Raw genomic sequence first — 23,336 nt, forward strand, 5'->3', positions numbered from 1 at the left:
GGATTCATAAGTGAAGGGCATTTAAGGCGCAAGTTCTACGCCTTCTGCTTTCGGGAAGACTAACTCACCAGCTTGCGGGTAATGGTCGCGACATGTTTACCCTGATGCACGGCGATCCGCAGCTCTTCAGCGCTTGGCTGACGCGAACCGTCGCCACCGGCGATGGTTGATGCACCGTAAGGCGTGCCACCGCGAACCTGCGAGATATCAAACAGTTCCGGCGTGGTGTAACCGATAGGAACGATGATCATCCCGTGATGGGCAAGAGTGGTCCAGGTGGAGGTGATGGTCATCTCCTGGCCGCCGCCTGTACCTGTTGAGGTAAATACACTGGCGACTTTACCGGCCAGCGCACCTTTCGCCCACAGTCCACCGGTCTGGTCGAGGAAATTACGCATTTGCCCGGTCATGTTACCAAAGCGGGTTGGGGTACCGAGAATAATGGCATCGTAATCGGCGAGTTCGCCCGGTGATGCAATGTCCGCTGTTTGTCCGGTTTTACCGCCAGCCGCTTTAAAAGCTTCCTCTGGCATGGTTTCCGGCACGCGTTTTACCGTTACTTCAACGCCGGGAACGCTGCGGGCACCTTCGGCAATGCTTTGCGCCATCGTTTCAATATGACCATACATGGAATGATAGAGAACCAGTACTTTTGCCATTTTCAACTCCTCATGTGGTGGTGTTCGTTGCGCTTTTTCGACCGATGTACTGCCAAAAATGCGCGAGAAAAATTCGTTGAGAAATCCCACATTGACTCCTGCGCGGTGGTCTGCGCCGTGATGAGCAAGAGATTCCATCCTCCGCGCATGACGCCCGGGTTACAAACGCAAATTTTTGAACAGACTCATCAATTAATTAGGGCAATGGGTATTGAAAGTGTAGTGACTGGCGAGAGTTGATGGGGATGAAATGCAGATAGGATCCTCTGAAGCAGAGAATCCTGGGAGTCGGTATCGAGGTACAGAACCTGTGATTTTTAATCAGCAGCCAGTTTCGCTTGTTCGGTTAATTTTTCTGCTTTACGGCGTGCAGTGATTTCTTCAACGTACACGTAAGGATTAAGCTTCTTCTTTACAGCGTCGTTCCAATAACGGTCAAAATTCCCCTCGGCACCTGCACGAACTTTGCGTGGCTTGTAGTGGTAGGCTTCGGGTATTTTTTCCTCATCCTGAGCGGAGGAGCCCTGAAGTTTTTGCACTGCGATGAGGGGGCGATAGGCGAGAGTCTGACGGTCGGCCTCGCCAGTCAGATGAACAGCAGGTTTTCCCTGATAATGGTTTGGAATGTCTCCAGGGATAACTCCCGGATTTGATTCCTGCACATCTTGCGGGGCTAAAGAGGGGGCGTTGGCGACAGGGGAGGTCTTCTGCGCTTTTGCCTGCGCTTTACTCTCCGCTCTGTACTTATCATTCGCTTTACGTTCACCCGGCGTCATCGCCGCCAGACGTTCCCGCCTGCGCACTTTTTTCAGTTGGCCTTGAGTTAAAGTCTTTGTGGTTTTCATCAGTTGTCACTTGAGATAAGGAAAAGGTTTCTTGAGTGAAAACATAATGCTTTCCACCGCGTTTGAAGATGAATGTAGTGGGCACCGTTCATCAGGGCAATTTTCGAATGCAGTATGACCGACTCACTTCTCACGTCAATAATGTTGCCTGCAAAGCGACACTTTTAACGGATGCAAAAAAAGCACGCCGGTAGAACGTCGGGCGTGCTGTATAAAATCTAAAGACCTGTCAGGACAATTAACTGCGTGTTTCATTGCTGTTCATAGCGGAAGTGCTTGTGCGAGCTGACGGTCTTTATCCCAGCTCACGACCACAGAGATTTCATCCGGTTTTACATCGAATTTACTGAGTGTCGCCATATGACCATTTTGCATGACCACCGAAAAAGCCAGACAGTTCACGCCTGCCGGTAACTGCGTTTCTTCGAGCCGTCTGAGCATCAGCAGACAGGCGTATTGCTGGTCAGGGGGAAGGTGACGGAACTGGTCAGAATGCTGTCTCTTCATCCTTTGGCTCGCCCGATAATCTGTCCTTTATTGAGCAACACAATTTTGTGGGTGCGCTTGTAATGGATAACATCGTAGAAACCCTGCTTATAGGTGGTCGCATCGACGTTATCTTCGGTCATCGCGGCAGCTACGCCATCGACATAGCACTGCTTATCGGCAGGATAGATTTTCAACGCGACACCGGCGATGCGGACTTTAACGACCTTAGACGTCGCCTGTGCATACTGTTTAGCGGCATTTTCCATCGCCTGTTTTTCTGCTGCAGCGGTGATACTGGCCTGACGGTTTTGTTCAGCGATATAACATGCATCGCGAGACACACCCTGAGCCTGACAATCGGCCATTCTTGAAGCCTGAGATGAACACCCGGCAAGCAAAATAACGGCGGTCAGTACGAAAAATTTAGTCATAGTCATTTCTCACATTAAAGGCGGCCAGCCCGGACTGAGCCAGCCGCATGAACAATCAGAAGTTCCAGCCAATGCCGGCAGATGCACCAAAACCGTTGTTCGTATCGCCGGAAACCGCCAGTTTGGTGACCGTCTTTGCCGTCAGGTGTCCCGATACACCAACGGCGATGGCGGACTGATTACCATAAGTCCCGGCGCCTGCGCCGACCATGAAATCAGACCCTGCCTCTACCTGTGGGATACCGGTAGCGGCCAGAGCAGAAGCGGTACCTGCGTTAGCCTGATCCTTGTTGTCATCAACCTGAGATTTCAGATCAGAGAATCTCTTATTAGTGTAGTCATTGGCCTGGCTCAGCGTCTGCGCATCGCCCACTGCGCGGCTATGAGACTCTGCTAATACTTCAGCGTGGTTCTGCTCAGCTTCTGCATTAAGCGCGGTGATCTGTTTGTCGTAATAAGCTGAACGAACCTGCTGAGGGATAACAGGTTGTTGGGCAGGGGTTGCGGTAGTTTCCGCTACGGTTTGTCGGCTGGCAGAAATGTATTTATCCGCTGTGAGTTGGCGTTGTGCTATGGCTCTGTTATCAACAGGGGTGCCTTCAGGATTGGCGTGGCCAGGGTTGATTTCAACATTGTGTTTGCCATCTAAATGAGCCTGTGGTTCAGAAGTAAAATGCTGACCGTCCGGATGAACTGGCTCCCTGGAGGGGATTTTCTCCGGTGTAGCGTGTGGCGCAGCCTGCGGCGTGGCTTGTGCCGTCTGAACAGGCGCGACCGGCGTTAACTGCGGCGTAGCTTGCGGGATTGCCTGCGGCGTCAGTTGCGTAGTCTGAACAGGCGCGACCGGCGTTAACTGCGGCGTGGCTTGCGGGATTGCCTGCGGCGTCAGTTGCGTAGTCTGAACAGGCGCGACCGGCGTTAACTGTGGCGTAGCTTGCGGGATTGCCTGCGGCGTCAGTTGCGTAGTCTGAACAGGCGCGACCGGCGTTAACTGCGGCGTAGCTTGTGGGATGGCCTGCGGCGTCAGTTGTGCCGTCTGAACAGGCGCGACCGGCGTCAACTGCGGCGTAGCTTGCGGGATGGCCTGTGGGATCGCCTGCGGTGATAATTGTGGTGTAGCTTGAGGGATAGCATCGGGTGCATGTATAGCAACATTGTCCCTAAGGTCTTGTAAAATATTCTCTTCACCCGCAGCACGCAGAAGTGCACGTTCAGTTTGCTGCTGACTTAACGTCATGCTTTCCCATTTTGCCGTGAATTCCTGAAAGCTAATGCCATTGTTAACATCATCAAGCAAACTCGCCTGAGCCAGTGGAACCATAGCCACAGCCATTGCAAAACCTGCCAGTACACGTCGGATTGTCGAAGCCGACACACCGAAATAATGAGCCAGTTCGATTTTGTTGGTGTTGCCCGCGATGTAAGCTGCAATGATCTGAGTGTTACGTTCTGTAAGCTGTGCTTTCATGAGTTTTTTCCCACATTGAAATAAGTATCTGTTAGCGACGTATTAACGCGCTCACAGAACGCTTTAATTGTCTCTTTTCATAAATCATACATACGGTGAATGTGACTTGCTTCACACATCCACTGCATGTTTGACTTATGTCAAGAAACGTAAGCTTATACCGCTACATGAAATTGTTTCACTTAGCGCGCTTATTTGTAGCTAGTGGACACGAAATCCAGTGTCGAAATGAATCGTATTCAAAAGTTTTCGTAGCGAATAGCGACAGGCTGAAATCTCTATGAGATTCCTGTACAATGCGTGTGGTTTTAGAAAACAGGAGGTAAGGCAATGGCAGATAACGCAAATGAGTTTCTGGACTACGTTCAGAGACTCGGTATCGATCAGCCCGCGTTATGCATTCTGCTGGGACTGCCACGGAGCACCTTAAATAAGTGGATAAACGGTACGGTGACCCAAATTCCACAGGTGGCGGTGACGGCGGTAAGAATGCTGTGGTTTATGCGTGAATGTGATGAGGCCATGTTCGAAAAATGGGCGATGGTGCAGGATTTCGGTGTCAGTGCGGAATATGCGGCTAATGATAAAGCTCAGGAGTTTTTGCACACGATTAAGCGGGAACCAAGTACGTCGATTAAAAAATTACTAACAAAATCAAATTGATCGTTTAGTGCAAACAAAACGACACAACACATCCTCCAAGTCTCAGTGAAAAAGGCCATTATCCGTAACTGAATACGGAAATGGCTTTTTTTATATTTCACAGAATGAACAGAAAATCACACAACTACATCGAAAATCATTTTAACGGGTTCGATATTGGTAAAGTTCGCCACGTCAGCCACAAACTCTGCTGCGTGATCTCGCATGCCTTTCTCGAAGTCTTCCATTGAGTGGCAATAGATATGGCAGGCCGCGACAAAAGGCGTGTCCGCCGGGGCATTGTCCTGAATTTTATCGATGGCGTAGGAGTGGCAAAATTCCCCCATCTTCTCTTTGATCAGCGGTAAATGCACATTGCGATAGTAATCGTGATCAAAGGTTCCGTTTTCGATATTTGGGTATAACACGCTGTATTTAATCATTTTTGATGAACCTTTTTGCATAAGTCAGGCATCAATATTAGCGCACGATAACGGCTTGTGCCGCGCCTTTTGTGCCCGGCCATGCCGGTTGGCTCCGATGTACTACGCTTAAAAGATGTTATTTTTCAGGGAGCTTACATGGGATTTTTAGGATGGACGGCGGCAGTCGGCGGACTGCTGTTAATTATGTCATTGGCATCAGGCTGGATTTCGCGCGCGCCTGTGACCACCTTTGGACTGTATCTGGCTGCAGGGATTGTCTGCGGGCCGTGGGTGCTGAATCTGCTGCACGTGGATCTGGTTGAGTACTCGACGCTGACCGCGCGGTTCACCGAAATCGCGATGGCCGCATCGCTCTTTATTACCGGCCTTAAACTCAGATTGCCGTTTCGCTCGCAGAGCTGGCGTGTGGGTGCCTTACTGGCGTTCCCGGCGATGTTGCTGACGGTGCTGAGTGTGACCGCACTGGCGCATTATCTGGCGGGGATATCCTGGCCGTTAGCGCTGGCGCTGGGGGCGATTATCGCGCCGACAGATCCGGTACTGGCCAGTATGATTGCGGTCAATGACGCTAATGATGACGACGGATTGCGCGTAGCGCTCTCAAGCGAAGCGGGCATGAACGACGGTTCCGCGCTGCCGATTTTGATGCTGGCGCTGATGTTGTTTACCGCACACGACGGCCTGTCATCGGCGGCCATCTGGGACTGGGCGTGGCGCGATGTCGTCTGGGCCTTGCTGGGCGGTCTGGCGATTGGTTATGCCATGGGGCGGCTGGTCGGGCTAAGTGCCACACGTTTTCACAGCCGTCAGCGTTCAGTCGCCCCCAGTGATTTTCTGGCGCTGGCGCTGATTGCGCTGAGCTACGCCGCTGCCCAAAGTCTGGATGCCTCCGGGTTCCTGGCCGCGTTTGCGGCGGGCGTCGGTTTGCGCAGTGCCGAGGTGCGAGTCGTGACACTGAATCCGCCGGACGATCTCACCGAAGGCACCCGACCGCCGCCGGCAGAAGGGATGGTAAATCCGCATACGCGCCATTCCATGTCGGCGGAGAGGCCAACCAACTCTATCGGGCTGATGGTCGGGGATGCGCTCTCCTTTGGTGACACCATTGAACGGCTGTTCGCCGCCGGGATTGTGATGGTGCTGGGTATCACGCTGGCCGAGCACTGGGAACCGATGGGATTAGTTTTCGCCGCGTTACTGTTTATCGTGATCCGTCCGCTCTCGGTGTACATCACCACCTTTGGGATGCGCGTACCGCGCGGACGACGGCTGATGATTGGCTGGTTTGGGATCCGAGGGATCGGCAGCATGAACTACATCGCCTACGCGTATACGCACGGGTTGCAGGGCGCGGAAGCCGGTTACATGACCAATATTGCGTTTACGGTGATTGTCGCCAGTGTGGTTGTTCACGGGCTGACCGTGTCGCCGGTGATGCACTGGCGGCAGGCGAGGCGTGAGGCTATGCAGGAACAGGATCAGGAAACGTAAACCTGGCCGTACCAACAAAAACGGACGCTCAGTGGCGTCCGTTTTTGTTTCTGACGTTGAGGTCAGGCGATCTGTTTTTTGCCGAGGCTTAACATAAACAGCACGGCGGCCGAGAGCACGACTGAGGGGCCAGCGGGCGTGTCGTAAAACGCTGAAAACGTCAGGCCCGCCGTGACCGCCACCATCCCGATAACCACTGCGAAAGACGCCATCTGCTCCGGCGTCTTAGCAAAGCGGCGGGCGGTGGCCGCAGGAATAATCAGCAGGGAGGTGATGATCAGTGCGCCGACAAATTTCATCGCCAGCCCGATGGTCAGGGCCGTGACCAGCATCAGGATCACCCGCGAACGTTGCAGATTAACGCCATCGACGTGTGCCAGCTCAGGGCTGATGGTCATGGACAGCAGCGAACGCCATTGCCAGCAGAGAACCGCAATCACGACGGCGACGCCAATGCCAATCATCCAGATATCGCTATAGGTGACCGACAGCAGATCGCCGAACAGATACGCCATCAGATCAACGCGTACACCGGACATCAGGCTGACCACCACCAGACCGAGCGACAGCGCGCTGTGCGCCATGATGCCGAGCAAAGTATCGACGGCCAGATGCGGTTTACGTTCCAGCGCGACCAGTACCACTGCCAGCAGCAGGGTCACGGCGATCACGGTATAAAACGGATTCACATTCAGCAACAGGCCAAATGCCACGCCGAGCAATGACGCGTGCGCCAGCGTATCACCGAAATAAGACATTCTGCGCCAGACCACAAAAGAGCCCAGCGGACCGGCGGCGATCGCCAGTAAAACACCGGCCAGCCAGCCCGGTAATAATAGAGCGATCATGCGTCACGACCTCCGCTGTTGCGCAAAATGACTTTTCCCTTCAAATCGTGACGATGGTTGTGATTGTGGCGATAAATTGCCAGCTGCTCCGCGCCGCGGTTGCCAAACATAGCGATAAATTCGGGATGGGTGGAGACCACTTCCGGTGAACCGGAACAGCAGATGTGCTGATTGAGGCACAGCACTTCGTCGGTTTTCGCCATCACCAGATGCAGGTCATGTGACACCATCAGCACCGCGCAACCCAGCTCGCAGCGCAGGCTGTCGATCAGGTTATACAGCGCCAGCTGCCCGTTGACGTCCACGCCCTGAGTCGGTTCATCAAGCACCAGTAACTGCGGGCTGTTCATTAATGCCCGCGCCAGCAGGACGCGCTGATTCTCACCACCGGACAATTTTTGCATAGGCTGATCCAGCAGATGCGCAGCCTGAACGCGTTTAAGCGCGGGCAGAATGTCGGATTTTTTGACACCGGGTTTCAGGCGCATAAAGCGGCTGACGGTCAGTGGCATGGTGGGATCAAGATGAATTTTTTGCGGAACGTAGCCGATGCGTAAGCCGGGTTCGCAGTTCATCGTGCCTTCGGAGGGCGCAATCAGGCCAAGCACGACGCGCACTAATGTCGATTTCCCCGCGCCGTTCGGGCCGAGGAGGGTGAGTATTTTTCCCGGTTGCAAAGCCAGCGAGATGTTGGACAACACGCGGCGGGAACCGAAAGTTACCGAAATATTTTTAAGTGTCGCTAATGTGGGCATGTCATTGGGTCTTGCAGAACAAATCGGATGTTATAATATTGCGTTTCGCGAAAAATAACCAGTTTTCCCCCAACATGAAGATGAGTTCACCCCGCATGATACAGAAAAAAAGCGTTAAACGGTTGTTCCTGGCAGCCGCCATCCTGAGTGCCGGTGCGGCTTTCAGCGCGCAGGCCGCCGTGCTGGCGTCTGTCCGTCCACTCGGTTTTATCGCTTCAGCCATCGCGGAAGGTGTGACGCCAACGGAAATCTTACTGCCGGATGGCGCCTCGCCACACGATTTTGCGCTGCGTCCTTCTGACATCCAGCGCATTCGCAGTGCGGATCTGGTGGTGTGGGTCGGGCCGGAAATGGAAGCCTTCATGACCAAGTCTGCGGCGCAGCTGTCGCCCAATCGTCAGGTAGAAATTGCCACGCTGGCGGCGGTCAAACCGCTGTTGATGAAAGGCTCCGACGAGGACGAGCATGACCACAATCACGGCGAAGGGCATGACGAGGATGAACACAGTCACGGCCAGTACAATATGCATGTCTGGCTGTCGCCGGAGATCGCTCGTGAGACCGCGATTGTGATCCACAACAAACTTCTCGAACTCATGCCGCAGAAGAAGCAACAATTAGATGCAAACTTGTCACGTTTTGAGGAAAGCCTGACAAAAACTGACAAAAATATTGGTAATATGCTGCAGCCTGTGCAGGGTAAGGGATATTTTGTTTTTCACGATGCTTATGGCTACTTTGAAAAACACTTCGGCCTTTCGCCACTTGGTCACTTTACGATCAATCCCGAAATACAGCCCGGCGCACAGCGTTTACATCTCATTCGAACTCAGTTGGTTGAGCAAAAAGCGACATGCGTTTTTGCTGAGCCACAATTCAGGCCAGCCGTCATCACGGCTGTTGCCCAGGGAACAACAGTGCGTATGGGCACATTGGATCCGCTGGGGAGCGGCATTGCATTGGGCGCGGACAGCTACGTGAACTTCCTGTCACAGCTGACGAACCAATACCTGAGCTGCCTGAAGTAAGCTAAAAGGACAGAATTAAGTGCAGCTGATAGCCCGATCTATCGCTCTGGCGTATAGCAACCTTCCACGGCCCCACCGCATCATGCTGGGGTCGCTTACCGTCGTCACACTGGCTGTGGCCGTCTGGAAACCGTTAGCCTATCACCCGGACAATGACCTCTCAGATACCCGACCGATTGTCAAAAGCATTGCCCTCGATCACGAACAGTTACGTTCGCTGCTTCCTGAAGCCAGTGAGCCTATCGATCAAACCGCACCTGCCGACGATGACATCCCGCAAGATGATCTGGACGATAAAATCGTCAACGAAGCCGGTGTGCATGAGTATGTGGTCTCCACCGGCGATACCCTCAGCAGCATCCTGAATCAGTACGGCATTGATATGTCGGAAATCGCGGCATTGTCTGACGCGAACCGTGATTTGCGTAACCTGAAAATCGGGCAGCAAATCTCGTGGACGCTCAATGATGCGGGCGATTTACAACGTCTGACATGGGAGAAATCCCGTCGCGAAACCTATACCTTTGACCGTTCAGGCAACACCTTTAAGTCCTCGTTACAAACCCTGCAAGGGGAATGGAAAGACTCGGTAATCAAGGGCACGCTGAATGGCAGTTTTGTCACCAGCGCCAGAGCTGCCGGGCTGAGCAGTGCTGAAGTCAGCGCCGTTATCAAAGCGCTGCAGTGGCAGCTCGATTTCCGTAAATTGCAGAAAGGTGATGACTTCGCCGTCCTGATGTCTCACGAAGTGCTGGACGGCAAGAATGAGCAAAGCGAACTGCAGGCGGTGCGTATGCGTACCGGCGGCAAAGATTATTATGCCGTGCGTGCCGAAGACGGTAAGTTTTATGACCGTACCGGCAGCGGGCTGGCCAAAGGCTTCCTGCGCTTCCCTACCGGAAAACAGTACCGTGTTTCCTCTAACTTCAATCCACGTCGTCTTAACCCGGTAACGGGTCGTATCGCGCCGCATCGTGGCGTCGATTTCGCCGTGCCGGTCGGTACGCCAGTGCTGGCGGTCGGTGATGGCGAAGTGGTGATTGCCAAAAATGGCGGAGCAGCAGGTAACTACGTGGCTATCCGTCATGGTCGTCAGTACATGACACGTTATATGCACCTGCGTAAGTTGCTGGTGAAGCCGGGTCAGAAAGTCAAACGCGGCGACCGCATTGCGCTTTCCGGCAACACCGGACGTTCTACCGGTCCGCATTTGCACTTTGAAATGTGGATCAACCAGCTGGCCGTCAACCCTCTGACCGCCAAATTGCCTCGCACCGAAGGGCTGACCGGTAAAGATCGCAGTACGTATCTGGCCACCGTTCGCCAGGTCGTTCCGCAACTGAAGCTGGACTGATTGTTCAGGAATATACATCCCGGCTAAATGCTGATGTGCAGTGATTTATTGCAAAATAAATCACTGCACTTATCATTAAGCCAGAATTTGTCATAAGAGCCTGAGCATGCAGCCAGAAAAAGAAAAACGTTCGACCGCAGAATTTATTCCGCAATTTCAGAAAGCCTTTTACCATCCGCGTTACTGGGGCGTCTGGCTGGGCGTTGGTGCGATGGCGGGGATGGCTTACGTGCCTGCCAAAGTGCGCGATCCTATTTTAGGCAGTCTTGGCCGTTTGGCCGGGAAATTCGCCAAAGGCGCGCGTCGTCGTGCGCAAATCAATCTGTTGTACTGCCTGCCTGAAACGCCGGAAGCCGAGCGCGAACACATCATCGATGAAATGTTTGCCTGTGCGCCGCAGTCGATGGTGATGATGGCCGAGCTGGCGCTGCGCAATCCAGAGAAAATCATGGAACGCGTGCACTGGCACGGCAAAGAAATTATCGATCAGATGCAGGCCGACGGCAAAAACGTGATTTTTCTGGTTCCCCACGGCTGGGCCGTAGATATCCCGGCGATGCTGATGGCCGCCAGTGGTCAGCCGATGGCGGCGATGTTCCACAACCAGAAAAATCCGCTGACCGATTATTTATGGAACACCGTGCGCCGTCGTTTTGGCGGACGGTTGCATGCGCGCAACGACGGCATCAAGCCGTTCATCAGTTCTGTGCGTCAGGGTTACTGGGGCTACTATTTGCCGGATCAGGATCATGGCGCGGAACACAGCGAGTTCGTGGATTTTTTCGCCACCTACAAAGCCACGCTTCCGGCGGTCGGGCGTCTGATGAAAGTCTGCCGTGCCGCAATTGTGCCTCTGTTCCCGGTGTATAACGGCCATGAACAGCGTCTGGATATCTTTGTGCGTCCGCCGATGGACGATCTGGCGACTGCCGATGATGTCACCATTGCACGCCGCATGAATGAAGAGGTGGAAATATTGGTCGGGCCAAACCCTGAGCAATACACCTGGATCCTCAAGCTGCTCAAAACCCGTAAGCCGGGGGAGACGGAACCCTACGCGCGCAAAGAGTTGTTCCCGAAAAAATAGTTGCGACGGGCATAACGAAAAAGGCTGAGTGTAAAACCTCAGCCTTTATGTTTTCAGAAAAGCGTGCAGAAAACGCGATCAGGCTTTTTGGGGCCTTTTCATAAACGCCGTAATCATCAGCGCACCGGTCAGCCCGGAAATAAGTCCCGCCAGCATAAAGATGCTGTTACCCCACGCAAAGTACAGCTGCTTCGCCACTTCGATCCCTACGGCGAATACCACAATGGTGATAAGCCCGAGTGCCGCCGCGACGGTGCCTTTGCCTGTCGGACTTGAGAACAGCGTCAGGCGGTATAGCCCGGCATTCACCAGCCCGGTGCCCAGCGCGTACAGGCTCAGCCCGCCGATTATCCCTTCCCATGCATCAACCATAAACAGCGCCGAACCTGCGGCGATCGCCAGCCCCAGCGTGATCGGAACGATACCCAGCCAGATTGGCGTGCGGATGTTCACTTTTCCGGTGAGTTTGCTGAGTACGATATTGCCGATAATCAGCCCGGTAAACACCGGCACCTGCAACCAGCCGTAGCGCAGCGGTGACATGCCTGCGTCCTGAATCAGTAACACCGGTGACTGCGCCACCCACGCCAGCAGCGGCAGGGTGACCAGCCCGATGGACAGCGAGCCGGTGACGACGCCCTGATTGGTCAGTACTTCGCGGTAATCCGTCAGCAATCTGCGCATCGAAAAGCGGCCATCGCGGCCTGTCGCGGTTTCCGGCATGCTGCGCCACAATCCCCAGAACGCCAGCGCAGAAATCAGCGAGAACAGCGCAAACATGGCTTTCCACGGCGCGTAATGGATGAAGACGGCACCGGCCAGCGGCCCGAGCAGCGGGGCGATCAGCGTGATGTTGGCCATCAGCGCCATCAGTTTGACGCTCAGCGTTTCATTGAATGCTTCCTGAATAGCGGCGTACCCGACTGCGCCGATAAAGCACAGGCTCATCCCTTGCAGGAAACGCATTAAAATGAATTGCTCGATGCTTTGTGTGAAGACGGTCAGAAAACAGGTGAGGGTGAAAAAGGCCACGCCAGTAAGCAAAACCGGTCGCCGCCCGAGGCGATCGGACAGCGGACCGAGCAGCCATTGCAGTAAGATACCGCCGCACAGATAGGCGGTCAGCGAGGTCGACACCCAGTCGGCGCTGGCGCTGAAATCGCTGATCACCTGCAACATGCCCGGCTGGATCATATCGTGGGCGATGTAGGTGGCGAATTCGAATAATACCAGTGACAGCGGGAACAGCCACTGGCGATAACTCAGCCGTGAGGCCGGTTCAGAAACGGACGACATAACGAGAATTCTCCATCACTCAAAATCAGAAAAGCGCGACCCTCTCAGGCCGCGCTAAAAAAACGCACAGGATTAAAAGTCTGCTTAATATCGGTTGGCGTAGGCCGCGATCGGGTTCTCCAGCGTCCCGGCGAATTTCAGGTTTTGTGCCGGATCCGCCAGGTTGATCATCTGCTGGTTATTTGCCAGCTGCAGACGATTGAGGCAAGAGTGCGTGAACTCCGCGGCGAACATGTCATAGCGCGCAAACTTCTCCGCCAGCTCCGGGTATTGCAGCTGGTAATCGCGCACGACTTCCGCCGCCACGCCCCAGAACTGTCCTGCTGGATAGTCGCCGTGCTCTTCCAGAATACGGGCGATAAAGCGGAATACGCCGGCGAAGACATCGGTGAAGATCGACAGGATCTTCAGTTCTTCAGGCACATCCACCGCCAGACGTTTGGCTTTTTCCGGCAGCCTGGCGTCAGGGTTCATCACTGCGATCTCTTCGGCAATATCCTTCATGAATGCGTTTACCGGAATATTGTTTTCAAAGCGCAGGATCAGGTTTTCGCCGTGCGGCATAAACACCAGATCATACTGATAGAAGCAGTGCAGCAGCGGGCTGAGGTAGGCGTGCATGTAACGCTTCAGCCAGTCGCCGGTCGCCAGACCGGAGGATTTAATCATCTCCACAATCAGCGCATCGCCGTGTTTATCGGTATGCAGCAGCGCAGCCATGGTCATCAGGCGCTGATTGGGTTGCAGCTGAGCCACGGGATTTTCACGCCACAGTGCGGCAAACATTTTCTTGTAAGCGCTGTCGCCTTTGATCGCCTCTTCGAAGTAATGGTTGTGATACCCGAGCGACGCGACTTCCTGCAAAATCTTAAAACCGGTGGATTGCAGATAGGAATCGTTTTCCACCAGCTCTGCCAGCCATTCGTTGATGCCCGGCGTGGTCGCCATGTAGTACGGAGAGAGCCCGCGCATAAAGCCCATATTCAGAATCGACAGTGCAGTTTTCACGTAACGGTGCGTGGGCTGGCTGGCATTAAAGAAGGTGCGGATCGACTGCTGCGCCAGATACTGATCTTCGCCTTCGCCGAGATAAATCAGGAACTGACGGGCGATGTCCGGGGCGAATACCGTCAGAAGTTTGTTCTGCCACTGCCAGGGATGTACCGGCATGAAGTAATAGTTTTTCGGGTCGACGCCGATATCCACCAGCTTCTGTGTGAAGGCACAAATCTGCGCATCGCCCAGTTCTTCGGCGATAAGTTTTTCGTACGGCAAACCTTCGGTGGTGGCGAAATGGGCTTTGTCATGATGTACCGCCACCCACACTAATTTCAGCGGATTCGCCGCTTCCGGTGCGTAACGCACGTAGTCACCGGCGTCAAAACCGATGCGACCGTTGTTGGCGATAAAGCTCGGATGGCCTTCGGTCATGCTGGTTTCCACTGTCTGGAAATCCGCCTCCGTCAGCTGTTTGGCAGTGATGTGATTGTTCGCCAGCTTATACGCGCTGCTGTAGAGCGTGCTGCTGATTTCTTCCATATAAGTCGGCAGCATGGCTTGTGAAATGCCAATTTGTTCGGCGAATTCAATAATGAATTTCAGCGCATCGAGCGGCTGCCCGGTTAAATTGTCCAGACGCTGAATGCTGTCCAGATCGATCATCCAGTCGTTAAGCGGAAGCTGGCGCGCGCGGAAACGGTACTCGACTTCTGATGCCGGAACCGCCAGCTGATAGTCAGTCCAGGTGCCGCTGGACTGTAACGCTTTCGGTTCGAGCAGGCGTTCATGAGTCAGCTCGGACAGGCATTTACGCAGTAACAGGGCGTTGGCTTTCGCCCAGATTTCAGGCTGTAAGTGCTGGCCGGATTGCAGTGTTGAGGTCGTCATGGTGGCGTGTTCCTTCTGGCTGGCCTGCAAAAAATCTTCGTGCTGGCAGAACGCCAGCCATGCAGTTTTGTGTGTCAGTTGCACCTGTTTCTGATAGCGGAAACCGGCGCGTTTATTCAGTTTGTGGATCTTCTCGTTGCGGACATCCGGTTCAACGACCACTCGTTTCACGTCGGGCAGACTGAACAGGTATTCCATTACGGCGGAAAACACCTGCCAGCTGAAACCGGCGACCGGCGGGTTTGCCGGTGCGAGCAGAATATGCATGCCGATATCGCCCGGCTGCACGTCGTAATGTTCATGCAGCGGATCGTCCTGTACGGGATAGCATTCGATCAGAAAACGCGGCTGGCCGTCGATTTCGCCCATCAGCGCCGCGTGCGGTTTACCGGCGGTAAGGTCGCGATAAAACGCATCCACTTCGCCGACGCTGCTGTTCTGCATTCCCCAGAAACTGGCGTAGGGCTGCGTCATCCAGCCGTGCAGCACGGCGGCGTCTTTCGCCAGATTAAGCGGGCGCAGCGTCAGGAGTCCGGCCTCGCGCGGGCAGGAGAAAACGGATGCGGGAGTCATATCAAACATGGGTGATTTCTCCGTTATTGGTCGGCCAGGCTACGGGCGCAGAACGTCTGGAACGCGATGGATTTCTCCACTGTGTAAACTTCTTTGCCAAGCATTTCGCGGATGATCGAGCTGTTGCGATAGCACGCCATGCCCAGATCCGGCGTGACGAAGCCGTGGGTGTGAAGCTCGGCGTTTTGTACGAAGATCTGATTGTGAGCATCAATGCTGTAGTTGCGGTTAACGGCGTAGCGTCCGGCGTCGTCCCACTGAATGCGGTTATAAATCCCTTCGATAAACTGCGGCGGCTGATAGCTGTAGCCGGTGGCGAGGATCACCGATTCGGTTTTGTGGCGATATTCCTGCTGTTGTTCGTGATGCAACAGGCTCATCTCGAGCTGACCGCTGCGATTGCGGGTCAGGGCGGTCAGCTCTGAATGGGTATACATATCGACCTTAAGCGGCCCGTCGAGACGCTTGGTGTACATCAGATCGTAGATATCGTTAATCAGGCTGGCGTTAATGCCTTTATACAAGCCCTTCTGCTCGCGGTTCAGCTGGTCGCGTTTGCTCATCGGCAGATCGTGGAAGTAGTCGATGTATTCCGGCGAGGTCATTTCCAGCGTCAGTTTGCTGTATTCCAGCGGGTAGAAGCGCGGCGCGCGCGTCACCCACGTCAGCTGATAATCGTACTTATCGATATCAGAGAGCAGGTCGTAGTAAATCTCAGCCGCGCTCTGGCCGCTGCCGACCACCGTGATCGATTTGGAATTTTGTACCTGTTCTTTGTTTGGCAGGTACGCCGAGGAGTGATGCACGTTGCTTCCGGCGTCACGGGCGCAGGCGGGTACCCACGGCGAAGGGCCGGTGCCGAGCACCAGACGTTTAGCGCGATAAATTTGCTTGTCGCCGCTTTTAGTCGAACGCGCCTGCACCAGATAGCATTCCTGTGCGGCATCCCAGGTCACCAGCTCCACGCGTGTGGAAAATTGCAGGCTGGTCAGTTGTTCGCACGCCCACTGGCAGTACTGGTTGAACTCTTTGCGCATCATGAAGAAGTTTTCACGAATGTAGAAAGAGTAGAGTTTGCCTTGCTGCTTCAGGTAATTCAGGAAGCTATAAGGGCTGGTCGGATCGGCCAGCGTCACTAAATCGGCCATGAACGGCGTCTGCAAATGGGCGCTTTCCAGCATCATGCCGGTGTGCCAGTCGAAGCCGTCATTTTGATCTAAAAACAGGCCGTTCAGCGCTTTGACCGGCTCGGTCAGACAGGCCAGACCGAGGTTAAACGGGCCAATGCCGATGGCGATAAAATCGTAAGTCTGTTGGGTCGGGTTGATGTTCATGGTGCAACTCCTGTTACCGGTTTTTAGCGGCGCTCAGCGCGGCAGCAGTCAGTTCTTTGCCGTAATGCGTGATGAGACCGAGTACGTCGGCGATGTCTTCCGTGGTGGTCATCGGATTCAGTAAGGTGAATTTCAGGTACTGGCGCTGATGAACTTTGGTGCCTGCTATCACGGCGCTGCCGTCACGGAAAATTGCTTTGCGGATGTCGGCATTGATGGCGTCAATTTGTTCATGGCTCATCGACATGCGCGGCACAAAGCGGAACACCAGCGTGCTGAGTTCTGGCTTGTGAAGGACGTCAATATTCGGGTTGTTCTCCATCATCTGATGGGTTTGTGTGGCGCGTTCGAGTAGCACATCGAAAGACTCGCCCAGCGCCTGCTGACCCATCACGCGCAGCGTCAGCCACATCTTCAGGGCATCAAAACGTTTGGTGGTCTGAATGCTTTTGTTGACCAGATTAGGCGTTCCTTCGAGCTTGGCGCTGAGCGGATTGAGGTATTCTGCGTGATGCGTCACGTGCTCCAGATGGCTGTGGTCGTTAACCAGAAATGCGCTGCAACTCACCGGCTGGAAGAAGGATTTGTGATAATCAACGGTGACGGAATCCGCCAGATGAATGCCGTCAATGCGCTGGCGGTGCTGAGGAGAAACCAGCAAACCACAGCCGTAAGCAGCGTCGGCGTGCATCCAGATTTTCTCCTTGCGGCAGATTTCGGCGATCTCATGAAGGGGATCGATACTGCCGAAGTCGGTGGTGCCGGCGGTGGCGACAATCGCAATCGGGATCAGGCCTTCTGCGTGGCAGCGGTCGATTTCGGTTTTAAGCGCGCCGATGTCCATGCGAAATGCGCTGTCGCAGGCCACCGGTACCACGGCGTCATAGCCCAGGCCGAGCAGGGCGGCGGATTTCTGAATGCTGAAGTGGCTGACCTGTGAGCTGAAAATACGCCAGCGGTTGGCTTCCGGCGGCAGGCCCTGATATTTAATACTGTGCTGCGGGCGGGTACGTTTGCAGTGGCTGTCGCGTGCCAGCAGCATCGCCATCAGGTTAGACTGGGTGCCGCCGCTGGTGAAAATGCCGTCCGACTGCGCGCCAAACCCGATGCGTGCCAGCGTCCAGTCAATCACCTTTTGTTCAATCAACGTGCCGCCTGCGCTCTGATCCCAGGTATCCACTGAGGAGTTAATCGCGCTGATAAACAGCTCTGCCAGCTGTGAGGGCACCACGGTCGGGCAGTTGAGGTGAGCGAGATATTTTGGGTGATGAAAATAGACCGCATGTTGCAGATATAAATCATCCAGTTCTTCCAGCGCCAGCCGCGTTCCGGCTAAAGGTTTGGTCAAATCAATATGGCGAAATTGTTCCGCTAATTCCGCCGGGGACACGCCGGAAAAAGGTTTTTCCGTATGGTTAATGTGAGATTTAATTAATTCAATGCCTTGCTCAATGTGCGCCTGCCATTCCGATGTGCTGTTTTGATTGAAAATAAAGCCCTCATTTTTGCTTATTCCGGCAGGGGAAATGGCAGAGGTTTGCATCAGTTCCCAATTATTTATCTGGCTCATGTTTGGCACCTTGTTATGTGGCGGTTATTCCGCTGCGGGCGTGGGGCGTCCGCCCGGATTTTCCAGGGATCATGTTTTGAACGTATGCGTTATCGGGCAGGGCTTATGGCCATGCCTGTCAGGTATGTATTTTTATGTGTGTATTAACGTAAATTTAAAGTGGTTTCTCTTGTGTGATTTCCTTAGTGCGGATTTATACAAGGATTTAACGAATGGGAATCATTATAAATGCAAATCATTATCATTCAACGTTGGCATTGAACATTTATCACATCCACGCGGATTTCATGATTTTATGTGACGCGCATCACACAAAAAGGCTGAAAGTATTTAAATTATTTATAATCACACCAGAGTAATCTGTATTTCTTATTCATTTTAATGCGTTTAAAGTGCGGCCTGAGACGGTAAAAAGTTATATTTAGGCGCAGAAAGGAAAGGGGTATTTTACGCAGGTGAAGCGAGAGGGGAACAAAATCTTAAAAATATGACAGCAGAATGGCAAAATAATGATCAATATGAGGCTGTCTATGACCTTATAAATAACAGGGCGAGAAAATGATTTTCAGTGTAAATAAAAAAGCCCACATCGCTGTGGGCTTGAAATAAATATCTTATTACACTTTCATTTATTCAACACGTAAGACGCGGCTGGTATTTGTCGTACCGATGGTGCTCATAACGTCACCCTGAGTGATGATCACCAGATCGCCGGAAAGCAGATAACCTTTATCACGCAGCAGGTTCACTGCGTCCTGCGCCGCCGCCACGCCGTCGTTATGACTGTCGAAGAACACTGGCGTGACGCCACGGTAGATAGCGGTCAGGTTCAGCGTGTGCTCATGACGGGACATGGCGAAGATAGGCAAACCGGAGCTGATGCGGGAAAGCATCAGCGCAGTGCGCCCGGATTCGGTCATGGAGATTATCGCCGTCACGCCTTTCAGGTGGTTGGCCGCATACATGGCGGACATAGCGATGGCTTCTTCGGTGTTATCGAATTCAACGTCCAGGCGGTGTTTGGACACATTGATGCTTGGGATCTTTTCCGCACCCAGACAAACGCGTGCCATCGCGGCAACCGTTTCTGACGGATACTGACCGGCGGCGGTTTCGGCAGAAAGCATCACCGCATCCGTGCCGTCAAGCACGGCGTTCGCCACATCCATGACTTCCGCACGGGTTGGCATCGGGTTGGTTATCATCGATTCCATCATCTGCGTGGCGGTTATCACCGCACGGTTCAGCTGACGGGCACGGCGGATCAGTTTCTTCTGAATACCCACCAGTTCCGGGTCACCGATTTCTACCCCTAAATCACCGCGGGCGACCATGACGACGTCAGACGCCAGAATGATGTCATCCATCGCCGCATCACTGGCCACGGCTTCTGCACGTTCTACTTTCGAGACAATCTGTGCGTTACAGCCTGCTGCACGCGCCAGACGGCGTGCATAGTTAAGGTCTTCGCCGGTGCGTGGGAAAGAAACTGCCAGGAAATCTACGTCCATTTTGGCCGCAGTAATAATGTCTGCTTTATCTTTCTCAGTCAGGGCTTCCGCGGAAAGACCGCCGCCCAGCTTGTTGATGCCTTTATTGTTGGACAGCGGGCCGCCAACGGTCACTTCTGTGAAGACTTTCATGCCCTGAACTTCAAGCACTTTCAGCTGTACGCGACCATCGTCGAGCAGCAGGATATCGCCCGGCACAACGTCAGCGGGCAGACCTTTGTAGTCGATGCCGACTTTTTCTTTGTCGCCTTCGCCTTTGCTCATGTTGGCATCGAGCAGGAATTTGTCACCGATATTGAGGAAGACTTTGCCTTCCTTAAAGGTGGATACGCGGATTTTCGGGCCTTGCAGATCGCCAAGAATTGCCACGTGGCGGCCAAGGCGGGCGGCGATTTCACGCACTTTGTTGGCGCGCAAAATGTGGTCTTCAGCGGTGCCGTGTGAGAAGTTCATGCGTACGACGTTGGCGCCGGCAGCAATGATCTTTTCAAGGTTATTATCGCGGTCGGTGGCGGGACCGAGTGTGGTAACGATCTTCGTTCTTCTGAGTCTTCTGGACATGCTTACTCCGTTCGTTAACTGGTGCCTTTACTGCAAAAAACAGCGAGTCCACATTGGGTTGAGGTGTAATTGTAATACAAAAGGGTTTCACCTGTGTGACCCGCTGACCTCGTGTCTGACGTTTAACCTGCGCACATTGCGCGAAGATTTCCGGCCAGACTCCCTATTAAATCTGCAACTTGTTACTGAGATATTGGTTTATTCAGGCTGCACAGAGACGACTGTCCCTTTATCAAAGCGCGATTCTTTCAACGCTTCTTTGACGCGCTTCAGGTTATCTCTGAATTTTGTACCCCGGCGCAGCGTAAAACCGGTGGCCAGTACGTCGATAAGCGTGAGCTGGGCAATGCGAGATACCATCGGCATGTAAACGTCGGTGTCTTCCGGAACATCCAGTAACAGCGCCAGCGTTGCTTCGTGCGCCAGCGGTGTATTAAAAGAGGTGATGGCGATGACAGTGGCGTCGTTTTCACGAGCCAGCTGCGCCAGTTCGACCAGATTTTTGGTGCGCCCGGTGTGGGAAATCAGCACCACGACGTCGCCTTCACTGGAATTCATGCAGCTCATACGTTGCATGACGATGTCGTCGAAATACACCACCGGGATGTTGAAGCGGAAGAATTTGTTCATGGCATCATGCGCCACGGCGGCGGAAGCGCCCAGCCCAAAGAAAGAAATCTTTTTGGCCTGAGTGAGTAAATCAACGGCGCGGTTGATGGCGGCAATATCGAGGGTGTTCTTCACCTGATCAAGGCTGGCCATGGCCGATTCGAAGATTTTACTGGTATAGGCGCTGACGCTGTCACCTTCGTCAACGTTACGGTTCACGTAAGGCGTGCCGTTTGCCAGACTTTGGGCCAGATGCAATTTAAAATCTGGAAACCCTTTTGTGTCGAGGCGACGGCAAAAACGGTTTACAGTAGGTTCGCTGACATCGGCCATGCGGGCGAGAGTGGCGATACTGGAGTGGATAGCTATGTTTGGTGATGCCAGGATAACTTCGGCCACTTTTCGTTCTGATTTGCTCAGAATGTCGAGATGGGTCTGGATTTTTTCCAACGTATTCATAAGCATGCCACTCATAGGTTTCGACGATTTCTTTGAAAAGAGGAAATCATGTCTGTTTGATGAAAATATACTACGCGCATTATCCCGTTGGCAGCGTCAGTCAGGCGAAATAACGGCTTTTTTTGTCAGAGTTTGACCGAGGTCTAACTTTCAGTATGGTAAATTCCATTCGGTTTTGTCATAAAATTACAGGATGTGGTGTGTTTTGTCGGCATCCCAGAGAGTTATGATAAAAAGACGGTTTTCCGGAGACTTATCACGCAGTCAGATCAAGGTTTACGGCTTACAGGCAATCAGAGTACATTGTTGCTGAAATAAAATTACAATATGTACCCGCGATATTCGGCTTGCAGCTTAAGCATTGGCAGCCCGAACTATGAAAGGTATTCCTGCATTAAGGAGAAGAACATGGCGGTAACCCAGACAGCCCAGGCGTGTGACCTGGTTATTTTCGGTGCGAAAGGCGATCTTGCGCGCCGTAAACTGTTGCCTTCCCTGTATCAGTTAGAGAAAGCAGGTCACATTCACCCTGACACCAAAATCATCGGCGTCGGACGTGCGGAATGGGACAAAGCGGCCTATACCGAAGTTGTCAAAGAAGCGCTGACCACCTTCATGAAAGAAAAAATTGATCCGGAACTGTGGGAAAAACTCAGTGCCCGTCTTGATTTCTGTAACCTTGATGTCAACGATCTGAAGCATTTTAAAGTGTTGGGCAAGATGCTCGACCAGAAAAATCGCGCCACCATTAACTATTTTGCCATTGCGCCAAGCCACTTCGGGGCGATCTGCCGGGGTCTGGGTGAAGCAGGGCTGAATAAAGAACCTGCGCGCGTCGTGATGGAAAAACCGCTGGGCCATTCCCTCGAATCTTCTCAGGTTATCAATGATCAGGTTGCGGAATACTTCGCCGAGTCTCAGGTTTACCGTATCGACCACTATCTGGGTAAAGAAACGGTTCTGAACCTGCTGGCGCTGCGTTTCGCCAACAACCTGTTCGCCAGTAACTGGGACAACCGTACCATCGATCACGTGCAAATCACCGTGGCGGAAGAAGTGGGTATCGAAGGCCGTTGGGGTTACTTCGATGAAGCGGGTCAGATGCGCGATATGATCCAGAACCACTTGCTGCAAATCCTGACCATGATCGCCATGTCTCCACCGGCTGATCTGAGCACTGACCGCATCCGTGACGAAAAAGTGAAAGTGCTGCGCTCTCTGCGCCGCATCGACCAGTCCAACGTGCGCGAAAATACCGTGCGCGGTCAGTACACCGCCGGTTTTGTGCAGGGCAAAAAAGTCCCTGGCTATCTGGAAGAAGAGGGTGCAAAAAAATCCAGTACCACGGAAACCTTCGTTTCTATTCGCGTAGATATCGATAACTGGCAGTGGGCGGGCGTGCCGTTCTACCTGCGTACCGGTAAACGTCTGCCGAGCAAATGTTCTGAAGTCGTGGTGTATTTCAAAAACCCTGCACTGAACCTGTTCCGTGATTCTTACCAGCAGTTGCCGCAAAACAAGCTGACCATTCGTCTGCAACCGGATGAAGGTATCGAGATCGAAGTGCTGAACAAAGTACCGGGTCTTGAACACAAACACCGTCTGCAAACCACCAAGCTGGACTTGAGCTTCACCGAAACCTTCAACGAGCAGCACATCGCCGATGCTTACGAGCGTCTGCTGCTGGAAACCATGCGTGGGATCCAGGCACTGTTCGTCCGTCGTGATGAAGTGGAAGAAGCCTGGAAATGGGTCGACTCCATCATGAACGCGTGGGCGGCGGAAAGCGAAGCACCAAAACCGTACCAGTCCGGGACATGGGGTCCGGTGGCGTCTGTGGCGATGATCACCCGCGACGGCCGTTCATGGAACGAGTTCGAGTAACTAGGCTTCATCAGAAAAACGCTGCTCATGCAGCGTTTTTTTATGTCACATCAAGGCTTTTAGCAGTTAGGAATAGTAGTATTGTCCAATCGGGTGTGGTCGGTTTCCG

The 23,336-nt window shown here is 53.3% G+C and carries 20 protein-coding genes; 6 read left to right on the forward strand and 14 right to left on the reverse strand.

The window, feature by feature from the left end; genetic code table 11:
- Positions 1–59: 59 nt before the first annotated feature.
- From wrbA to I2123_RS11465, 5 genes are all read right to left on the reverse strand, one after another.
- Positions 60–659, reverse strand: a complete 600-nt coding sequence (gene wrbA, locus I2123_RS11445) for an NAD(P)H:quinone oxidoreductase (protein ID WP_213050463.1) — start codon at positions 657–659, stop codon at positions 60–62.
- A 317-nt stretch (positions 660–976) separates the two neighbouring features.
- Positions 977–1,504, reverse strand: a complete 528-nt coding sequence (locus I2123_RS11450) for a hypothetical protein (RefSeq protein WP_213050464.1) — start codon at positions 1,502–1,504, stop codon at positions 977–979.
- Positions 1,505–1,765: 261 nt separating this feature from the next.
- A complete protein-coding gene (locus tag I2123_RS11455; protein WP_213050465.1) occupies positions 1,766–2,011 on the reverse strand; it encodes a hypothetical protein in 246 nt (81 codons plus the stop codon).
- Positions 2,008–2,424, reverse strand: coding sequence for a hypothetical protein (locus I2123_RS11460; RefSeq protein WP_213050466.1), 417 nt, complete (start codon positions 2,422–2,424; stop codon positions 2,008–2,010). The genes I2123_RS11455 and I2123_RS11460 overlap by 4 nt, the downstream gene beginning before the upstream one ends.
- A gap of 55 nt (positions 2,425–2,479) precedes the next feature.
- Positions 2,480–3,892: a YadA C-terminal domain-containing protein gene (locus I2123_RS11465; RefSeq protein WP_244879802.1), complete on the reverse strand. Its 1,413-nt coding sequence runs from the start codon at positions 3,890–3,892 to the stop codon at positions 2,480–2,482.
- A gap of 330 nt (positions 3,893–4,222) precedes the next feature.
- Between I2123_RS11465 and I2123_RS11470 the strand changes: the two genes are divergently transcribed.
- Complete coding sequence (locus I2123_RS11470) at positions 4,223–4,555, forward strand: hypothetical protein (protein WP_112168058.1); 333 nt, start codon at positions 4,223–4,225, stop codon at positions 4,553–4,555.
- 116 nt (positions 4,556–4,671) lie between these two features.
- On the opposite strand, the gene I2123_RS11475 is transcribed toward I2123_RS11470, so the two are convergent.
- Positions 4,672–4,977 (reverse strand): EthD family reductase, encoded by a 306-nt coding sequence (locus I2123_RS11475; protein ID WP_213050467.1) that lies wholly within the window; start codon positions 4,975–4,977, stop codon positions 4,672–4,674.
- Between the two features lie 138 nt (positions 4,978–5,115).
- On the opposite strand from I2123_RS11475, the gene I2123_RS11480 reads away from it, so the two are divergent.
- Positions 5,116–6,471, forward strand: coding sequence for a cation:proton antiporter (locus tag I2123_RS11480; RefSeq protein WP_112168056.1), 1,356 nt, complete (start codon positions 5,116–5,118; stop codon positions 6,469–6,471).
- 62 nt (positions 6,472–6,533) lie between these two features.
- Here I2123_RS11480 and znuB read toward each other — a convergent pair whose 3' ends face one another.
- Together znuB and znuC are read right to left on the reverse strand one after the other, a co-directional pair.
- On the reverse strand, positions 6,534–7,319 hold the full coding sequence (gene znuB / locus I2123_RS11485) for a zinc ABC transporter permease subunit ZnuB (RefSeq protein ID WP_112168055.1): 786 nt from the start codon (positions 7,317–7,319) through the stop codon (positions 6,534–6,536).
- Positions 7,316–8,074 (reverse strand): zinc ABC transporter ATP-binding protein ZnuC, encoded by a 759-nt coding sequence (znuC, locus tag I2123_RS11490; protein ID WP_213050468.1) that lies wholly within the window; start codon positions 8,072–8,074, stop codon positions 7,316–7,318. The genes znuB and znuC overlap by 4 nt, the downstream gene beginning before the upstream one ends.
- A gap of 95 nt (positions 8,075–8,169) precedes the next feature.
- Between znuC and znuA the strand changes: the two genes are divergently transcribed.
- The 3 genes from znuA (at position 8,170) to lpxM (ending at position 11,543) form a co-directional block, all read left to right on the forward strand.
- A complete protein-coding gene (znuA, locus tag I2123_RS11495; protein ID WP_213050469.1) occupies positions 8,170–9,102 on the forward strand; it encodes a zinc ABC transporter substrate-binding protein ZnuA in 933 nt (310 codons plus the stop codon).
- Positions 9,103–9,121: 19 nt separating this feature from the next.
- Positions 9,122–10,456, forward strand: a complete 1,335-nt coding sequence (mepM, locus tag I2123_RS11500) for a murein DD-endopeptidase MepM (RefSeq protein ID WP_112168052.1) — start codon at positions 9,122–9,124, stop codon at positions 10,454–10,456.
- Between the two features lie 106 nt (positions 10,457–10,562).
- Positions 10,563–11,543: a lauroyl-Kdo(2)-lipid IV(A) myristoyltransferase gene (gene lpxM / locus I2123_RS11505; protein WP_213050470.1), complete on the forward strand. Its 981-nt coding sequence runs from the start codon at positions 10,563–10,565 to the stop codon at positions 11,541–11,543.
- A gap of 78 nt (positions 11,544–11,621) precedes the next feature.
- Here lpxM and I2123_RS11510 read toward each other — a convergent pair whose 3' ends face one another.
- The 6 genes from I2123_RS11510 to I2123_RS11535 form a co-directional block, all read right to left on the reverse strand.
- On the reverse strand, positions 11,622–12,839 hold the full coding sequence (locus I2123_RS11510) for an MFS transporter (RefSeq protein ID WP_213050471.1): 1,218 nt from the start codon (positions 12,837–12,839) through the stop codon (positions 11,622–11,624).
- 84 nt (positions 12,840–12,923) lie between these two features.
- A complete protein-coding gene (locus tag I2123_RS11515) occupies positions 12,924–15,299 on the reverse strand; it encodes a GNAT family N-acetyltransferase (protein ID WP_213052499.1) in 2,376 nt (791 codons plus the stop codon).
- A gap of 23 nt (positions 15,300–15,322) precedes the next feature.
- Entirely contained in the window at positions 15,323–16,633 is a 1,311-nt protein-coding gene (locus tag I2123_RS11520; RefSeq protein ID WP_213050472.1) for a lysine N(6)-hydroxylase/L-ornithine N(5)-oxygenase family protein, read from the reverse strand.
- Positions 16,634–16,646: 13 nt separating this feature from the next.
- Positions 16,647–18,203, reverse strand: a complete 1,557-nt coding sequence (locus tag I2123_RS11525; RefSeq protein WP_244879803.1) for a pyridoxal phosphate-dependent decarboxylase family protein — start codon at positions 18,201–18,203, stop codon at positions 16,647–16,649.
- 629 nt (positions 18,204–18,832) lie between these two features.
- Positions 18,833–20,275 carry a pyruvate kinase gene (pyk, locus tag I2123_RS11530; RefSeq protein ID WP_112168047.1) on the reverse strand — a complete coding sequence of 481 codons (1,443 nt, stop codon included), beginning with the start codon at positions 20,273–20,275 and terminating at the stop codon, positions 18,833–18,835.
- Between the two features lie 198 nt (positions 20,276–20,473).
- Positions 20,474–21,343, reverse strand: coding sequence for a MurR/RpiR family transcriptional regulator (locus I2123_RS11535; RefSeq protein WP_112168159.1), 870 nt, complete (start codon positions 21,341–21,343; stop codon positions 20,474–20,476).
- A gap of 408 nt (positions 21,344–21,751) precedes the next feature.
- Between I2123_RS11535 and zwf the strand changes: the two genes are divergently transcribed.
- A complete protein-coding gene (zwf, locus tag I2123_RS11540; RefSeq protein WP_112168046.1) occupies positions 21,752–23,227 on the forward strand; it encodes a glucose-6-phosphate dehydrogenase in 1,476 nt (491 codons plus the stop codon).
- Positions 23,228–23,336 lie beyond the last annotated feature (109 nt).

The organism is Rahnella inusitata (assembly GCF_018288855.1).
GTDB classification, from domain to species: domain Bacteria; phylum Pseudomonadota; class Gammaproteobacteria; order Enterobacterales; family Enterobacteriaceae; genus Rahnella; species Rahnella inusitata.